The organism is bacterium, from assembly GCA_024228115.1.
In the GTDB taxonomy this organism is placed as follows: Bacteria; Myxococcota_A; UBA9160; order UBA9160; family UBA6930.
In genome coordinates this window covers 1-5,541 of the sequence record JAAETT010000314.1, presented here as the reverse complement: position 1 = coordinate 5,541, position 5,541 = coordinate 1, and the positions used below count along the sequence as shown (strand labels likewise).

General features: G+C 66.3%; 4 protein-coding genes. 1 reads left to right on the top strand and 3 read right to left on the bottom strand.

Annotation, left to right across the window (positions count from 1 at the left end):
- Positions 1 to 417 precede the first annotated feature (417 nt).
- Together GY937_13880 and GY937_13875 are read right to left on the bottom strand one after the other, a co-directional pair.
- Positions 418 to 2,067: a L,D-transpeptidase family protein gene (locus tag GY937_13880; protein MCP5057794.1), complete on the bottom strand. Its 1,650-nt coding sequence runs from the start codon at positions 2,065 to 2,067 to the stop codon at positions 418 to 420.
- A gap of 23 nt (positions 2,068 to 2,090) precedes the next feature.
- Positions 2,091 to 2,651 carry a DUF882 domain-containing protein gene (locus GY937_13875; GenBank protein ID MCP5057793.1) on the bottom strand — a complete coding sequence of 187 codons (561 nt, stop codon included), beginning with the start codon at positions 2,649 to 2,651 and terminating at the stop codon, positions 2,091 to 2,093.
- A 420-nt stretch (positions 2,652 to 3,071) separates the two neighbouring features.
- Here GY937_13875 and GY937_13870 point away from each other — a divergent pair, with 420 nt between their 5' ends.
- On the top strand, positions 3,072 to 3,731 hold the full coding sequence (locus GY937_13870; GenBank protein ID MCP5057792.1) for a DUF434 domain-containing protein: 660 nt from the start codon (positions 3,072 to 3,074) through the stop codon (positions 3,729 to 3,731).
- Positions 3,732 to 4,052: 321 nt separating this feature from the next.
- Here the strand turns inward: GY937_13870 and GY937_13865 are convergent, their stop codons facing one another.
- Positions 4,053 to 5,441, bottom strand: coding sequence for a DUF1254 domain-containing protein (locus GY937_13865; protein MCP5057791.1), 1,389 nt, complete (start codon positions 5,439 to 5,441; stop codon positions 4,053 to 4,055).
- Positions 5,442 to 5,541 lie beyond the last annotated feature (100 nt).

Sequence of the window (5,541 nt, the reverse complement as noted above, 5' to 3'; positions counted from 1 at the left end):
CCGGAATTCGCGCTTCTGGCGACACGTAGCTGAACATCGCAGACTGGTCGTGATCGGTTCCGCGCATCTCTCACCCCCTGATCATGCGTGTACCAACCGATTGGCGGACCCGCACGGGGTTTTTCCGCAGCCTGCTAGAGCTCGAACGATGTGGGGGAGCTGGCTATGGAATGCCCCGAAAGCGCTGGCTCCCGAAGGCTGCAAGTCCGCAACATCCAGACGCTTCAGGGCATTTCGCTGTCCCGACTGTTTCCCGTCAGCAGAAGTCGGGCAAGCGCGTGCTGCCCACGGAGACATGTGATCCCGATCCTCCTTCAGCGAGCCCCGAGCTGCGCTGCTGGTGCTAGGCCTGCTGATCATGGGTGTCGTGCTCGCACCCTTCGCCATCACCGTCGATGAGCAAGGAGAGGCGTCGATCTAGGGAGACGAGGAGGCCGGGAAATCCTGACACCAGTGACGTCCCGAGCGAACCGGGTCGGCCTGGGGCGTGGTGCCTTCGAGAGCGGCCTGAAGACGAGTGTCGCGCCCGTACACGTCGTCGAAGAACTCGACCTCGGCATCGGCGGCGACGCGCGCGGTCAGGTACGTCACATACAAGGGCACTGCCGCGCCCAGGCCGACATCGAGCGTCTCCCCGGAATCGATCTCGGCGTCGATGCGCTTTCGGCTCCACCCCGGGTCGTCGGCTAGCAGAGCCGTGGCCAGTTCACGCGGTTCCTCCAGGCGCACACAGCCCCAAGTGAAGGCGCGTTGCCGGTTCGGGAAGAGGTGGCGCACCGGCGTGTCGTGGAGGTAGATCCCGTTTCCGCTCGACACGTCGAAGCGGATGCGGCCCAGGGCGTTCTGCGGACCCGGTTGCTGGCGCAGTTGCAGCCCCATTTGCTCGGGGTCCAGGGCCTCCCAGTCGATCGCCGCCGCGGGAATCGGCTCCGAGGCGCGACCCTCCACGAACACCTCGTAGCCGTTCCCTGCCAGGAAGTCGGGGTCCTCGAGGATCCTCGGAAGCAGCTTCTGCGCGGTAATGCTCCTCGGAACATGCCACGGCGGGTTGATCCTCAGACCCGTGATGCGGCTGTGAAGCAGCGGCGTGGGGTGCTCGGGCGTGCCGGCCATCACGCGCATCTGAAGCGTCGTGCTTCCGCGCTCCACCAGACGCAACCCGAAGCTCGGCACGTTGACGATCACGAAGCTCGCACCGAGGCTTCGCGGCAGCCAGCGCAGACGCTCGAGGTTGATGGCGATGCGCCGGGCCCAGTACGAGGGGGGCCGATTCAGCGCTGCGTGCGTGTTCCTGCCGACCCGGCCGTCGGGCTCGAGCCCATGACGGCGCTGATAGCGCCGCACCGCCGCCTCGAACATGGGATCGAAGAGGGATCCCCGGTCGCAGCGCCGTGCGATGTCCCCGCTGGACGCCAGTCGGCGACACAGCTCGCCTACGGCCTTCCCCTCACTGCCCAGTTCGAGCGTCGGACCGTCGCCGAGCCCCGGCCACCCTCCCGAGGCTTCCAGCCGCCGGTAGCGCTTCAACTCGGCGCGCAAGCGTCGATACTCGGGGTGAGACGGCGGTGCCGTTTCCAACACGGCCTCGAGGCCCGGACCGTCGAAAACCTCGCCAAGAATCTTCGTTGGGTCCGGTCGCGGAGGTCTCGGAATCAGCACGTCGTCGAGGGCGGTCGGATCGGTCCGACCCGCGCCGAGGTCTGCGACGTAACGGAGCAGCGAGGCGCTCAGCATCACGTCGAGCTCGGCGAGTCGGTCGGGAGACTCATCGCGGAGATGTTCGCGGATGGAGGCAGTGAAATACGCGGCCGGATCGAGACCGTGCGAGGGGGCATCGACGAGAGCGGCCAGGAGTTCGGACACCTCCGGGCGAAGGTGGGAGTCCTCGCTCCAGAAAGGGCGGTAGCTGCGCCGTGCGTAGGCATCCTCGAGCGCGCGCGCGTCGAGGGGCCGGCTGGCCAGCTCGGTCGAGCCTGGAAGATCGCGTAGCCGGGCCGCGATTCGCGATGCGACCGGGCCGGGCGGCCATGCCTCGGACTCCGCGAGAGCCAGGCTGCACGCCAGCACGAACCAGAGGAATAGCGAGCGAGCTACCAGAAGCGAACGGGGCCGGTGTCAATGTGGACGAAATCGGATTCGGGGTAGTAGCCCACCCCGCCACGGCGCAGATCGCGTGCGGCCCGACGCAACGTGGCAAGGTCGCAACCCGGCAGGCGCAGGTCCACGGCCATTCCGCGCATGTGATAACTCCGCCGTGCGACTCTCCCGCCCTGGCGGCGAAGAGCCTCGTTGGTCTCGGGCGAGCGGTAGCCCGAAATGATCTCGAACGGGTCGCGGCTCCCGACGGCACGCTGGAGTGCGTGCATCAGGTCGAGTAGACCCCGGTCCATGGAGGTCGCGGAGCCGACGCGGTGATCCCGCAGAAGGTGATCGATCTGGTTCAGCGCCTCGGGTTGGTACTCCCCGTCGGCCCAGTACACGGTGCGCAGGGACTCCCCGGTATGGAGCTGCCGGAAGCCGAGAGAGCGTTCCCGCTCGGGCACCAGGGCGCGCGCCGACCCCGCGGCCAGGGCCAGGGCCGCTGAGGCACCGAGTCCGAGCAGTCGCCGGCGACTCATGTCCGCCGACCACGAATTGGCTCCCTTGCTCATGCAGATCTCCCGACGTTCATCGAACGGCGCAGGGTATCCGTTGGAATCGGATCCCGGTACCTCGCAAGATCGGCAAGCAGTTCGCCTGGGTTGAGGATCGCACTCGGCTGCTGAGGAGGTCGCGAGCGCGTTGCGCGCCCGCTGCGTGCTCCCGAACGAGGCCGCGACGACGGACTCGTCGCACGCTCGCCACGGCGCCCCGTCCATGGCGTACTCCGCAGGTCGTTCGTGTTCCCCGGCTCCGGGGATCCATGCCGCGACTGGGCTTCCTGCCTCGACCGCGAGGCCGGACACCGTGGCCGTGCTCGATGGGCTTCGATGCAGAGAGCAACGAAAGTGGCATGCCAGCGAGAGAGGTAGGGTCTTAGCATGCCGAGGGGGCCGGACGCGAGGGATGCCAGGTGGTTCGGGGAGGGGGCCGTGCCCACGCTCTCGCGAGCGGTCGGAGAGCTCAGCTGGCTGCTCTCCCGCGGGTACGCGCTGCCGTCGTCGCTCGCGCTGGTCGGCGACCGACACCAGCTGCGGCGAAGGCAACGCGCGGCCGTCTGGCGGGCTGCCGCGAGCGACGACAGCGTTGCAACCAGGCGCCGGGCCCATGTGCCCGCGTCGGGCTGGTCCGGGAGGGAACTCCTGATTGACGGCTTCAACGCGCTGATCACGATCGAGGTCGGGCTCGAGGGCGGGCCCGTGCTGGTCGGCCGCGACGGCGCGTCGCGTGACGTCGCGGGCGTCCATGGGACCTATCGCGCGATCCCCTCGACGGAGCGGGCCATCCGGCTGGCGCTCGACGCCGGGGGCCGCCACGGGGCGAGTGCCTGTCATTGGTTCTTCGACCGAAATGTCTCCAACAGCGGTCGCACGGCCGATCGCGTTCGCGCGCTGATGCGGGAGGTGGGCCTGGGCGGAGAGGTCGCGGTCGTCGATTCCGCGGACCCGCTCCTGAAGCGGCGCCAGGGAATCGTCTGCTCCAGCGACGGACCCGTCCTGGATCGGGTCGCCGCCTGGACGGACATGCCCGGTGAGGCTCTCGGGGACGTTGCCTATTGGCGCATCGAGCTGGGCGGTCCCGCGGGTGCGTAGCTCGCCGCCCCAGGGCCCGGGCAATGAATCCGAGGCGTCCGTCCATCGGTTTACGCGGCCTCCACGGCATCCGGGCGCTCCCCAAATGCCGATTGTGTAAACCATGTCTCCGGTATGAAGCGTCAGCCCTGTCTCGGGAAGCACAACACTCCATGCCCGACTGACCCGGCCGGTGGGCGTCAGCGGGGGAACAGCAACACGAAGTTCAGCCGCAGCCCCCAGTCCGGGCCACCTTTGGGCGACCGGGCCCAATACCGGCCACCCCGGCCGAGAGCACCAGTGCGACCACGAGCAGGTTCGATAGGACGTGCATCTTCAGCATCAATCGATCAGCTCCGGGTCCCCGGGCTTCCAGGTCTTGTCGTAGAAGGGTTCCAGCGGTCCGTAGAGGCGGAGGATGGTGTTCCATCCCTTCTCGGGGACGGTCTGAATCCAGTTGCCTTTCTTTCCGGCCGGCGGCTTCGGGCCAAAGTAGATGTCGTACGAGCCGTCAGCGTTCGCCGCCAGGCCTTCCTTGTTGTTGTCCAGGCCCGGGAAGCGCTGGTCGGTCTGGAGCATCGCGCGGGTCTGGTTGTCGTACAGCGTGAACGACCAGAAATCTCTTGCCGGCACGTTCGGCGGCAGATGGATCTTGTAGGTCTTGCCGCCGTCCAGCGCGTTGCCCTTCGCATCGAGGTAGGCGATCGCGTATTGGGATCCCTTGCCGACGTTCTTGATGGCCATCGCTGGGGTGATCCCCGTGGCGTAGAAGTGCATGTAGGCACGCGAGTCCAGCAAGCGGGCGCCATCCATGAGGAAGTCGTAGCGTCCCTCGATGAACGGATTTGTCCAAACCCGCTCGCCCGGGTAGAGGTAGTGGCGCTGATCCTTCGGGCGGGCTGTCAGGGCACGGGCCGTGACGGCCCCGACATTGGCGGCATCCGTGAGGATCTTCTTCATGCGGGGGGCCGGCTCGAACTCCTTGCCCTTCTCGATTCCGATGGAAGCAAGGAGGCCGCGGATCTCGACATCCAATCCCTCGATCGGCTCCGCTTGAATGGTCTCGTTGAGCTCCTCCCAGAAGCCGAAGTCCATGCGGTGGATGGTGTTGTGGAACTTGCCGGAGACATTGACGAACTTCATTTCGGGTGGGTTGCCCTTCTTCGAGAGCGGATACATCCGGAAGTTCTTCTTGGTCGCCTCGATGGCCGGCTTGGTGGACCCGTCGACCTGGAAACCGCGCCAGACGACCCAGTTTCCGTGAGTATTGGAGCGCGCGACGTGATAGCCCTCCGGGATCTCCCCCTCGTAGCCGGGGGGCACGATCAGGAACTTCCCGCCCTTGCCTTTGTCTGGACCCGCGTTTCCGAAGTCCACGACGTACTTGAACCAGGCATCGTTGATGAAGCCCAACACGCTGGGAGGCGTCTCGAGGACCATGGGTTCGTCGCCCAACTCCATCCAGGTGGCCATGTAGACGGAGACCGTGTTCGGCGTAAGCCAAAGGGCCTTGGAGTCCATCAGGTCTTCGAAGAGCAGCGCCGTGGTGTTAGCTGGGCCGAATGAGAGGAGTCCTTTTTCCATCGAGTTCAAGGACGAGATCTGGATGGTGGAGAGGAACGCCTGCGTTGCACGCTGGAGATCGAGGTTGTCGTAGATCTTCTGGGTCGTTTCCGCGTCCGGCACGCCGTCGATGTTGGCGATCACGAGAAACCGTAGAAATCTGATCATCTAGCCGTGGTCGCGCGCGAGTGCTGGTTTCTCGTCAGAACGGCGAATCGGTGTCGGTCGGATCGGTGTCGAGTTCGCGATCGAGAGCCGCGAGGTAGTG